Genomic DNA, 1,267 nt, shown 5'->3' with positions numbered 1-1,267 from the left:
TTGAAAGAATTATTTCACAACAGGAATTATATGCTCTATTGGTTTAGCAGTGCTTTTACTATGGCAGCAAGCAACATTGTTCAATTTATGCTTTCATTGTACGTTTTGGATACAACAGGTTCTGCTACTCTTTTTGCAACTATGCTATCCATAACTATCTTTCCAAGATTGTTATTTTCCCCCATTGCAGGAGTTTTTGGGGATCGTTTCGACAGAAGAAACTGGATGTTTTTTTTAGGGCTTTGTTCAGGAGTCACAATAGCCTTATTTGGAATACTTCATGAATCAGGAATTATTTTAACTATTTGGATAATCTATGTATTAGTCATATTATTGGAAACATTTGAAACATTTTATAGTAGCTCATCCGTTGGAATAATACCCCTTATAGTAAAAAAAGAAGAAATAGGTGTGGCAACCTCTTTTGCAGATATTGATGAAGGGATAGTGGGGATTATTGGTCCTCTTTTAGCAGCAACGTTCTATGCCACCATTGGAGTAGGTGTAGGACTAATAATGGCAGGCGTTATATCATTCCTCGGATCTGTGCTTCTTCTTTTTATGCATACTCAGGATATTAAAGATGGTGAAGAAAACGTTAAAAATACAATTTGGAAAGATTTTTTAGATGGGGTTAACCTTGTAAAAAAAGAACCATTCTTAAGAAAATTAGTAATCCTCGCTCCACTGACAAACTTTTTCCTCACCTCCGCTTTCAACATAAGCTTAGTGTTTTTTTTAAGAAATAAATTGAATGTCTCTGATATAGTATTTGGTGGTTACGAGGCTATTTTATCGGTGATGGTTTTAATAGCTCCATTTATAGCCATGAAATTACTAAAAAAAGAAGACGCCGCTAATTTATTACCTCCCTTAATCTTCGGAATTACTATTGGTTTTACAGTCTTAGCCACCATTGTCATTTTCAATTACTTTCAAATTCTCGGTCAACTTTCAACAATAATTATCTTATGCATAGCTAGCGGTATAATTGTTGCCATAATAGAAATTATGAATATCGCATCATCAGTTATGTTTAAAACATTAGTCTCAATTAAATTTTTAGGAAGGGTTATCTCCATAGTCAATCTTCTTGCTACTATCTCTATTCCTCTTGGACAGATGATATATGGAATTATGAATGATTTTTATCCTATTTACTGGACATTAATATTATCAGCAGGAGGATTTTTCTTAATGTACTTTTTATCAGCCTCTATTTTAAAAGACATAGCAAAACCAAAAGAATGAATTTGTAATAAGGAGG

The 1,267-nt window shown here is 33.0% G+C and carries 1 protein-coding gene; it reads left to right on the top strand.

Annotated features, from left to right (window positions below; all coding sequences use genetic code 11):
- Positions 1-1,251: MFS transporter (locus X926_RS09205; protein WP_233186730.1), on the top strand; the 1,251-nt coding region annotated here is incomplete at its 5' end.
- Positions 1,252-1,267: the final 16 nt, after the last annotated feature.

It is taken from the genome of Petrotoga sp. HWHPT.55.6.3 (assembly GCF_002895495.1).
Lineage (GTDB): Bacteria > Thermotogota > Thermotogae > Petrotogales > Petrotogaceae > Petrotoga > Petrotoga mobilis.
The sequence above is the reverse complement of the archived record's forward strand: the minus strand, read 5'-3'. Positions and strand labels throughout refer to the sequence as shown.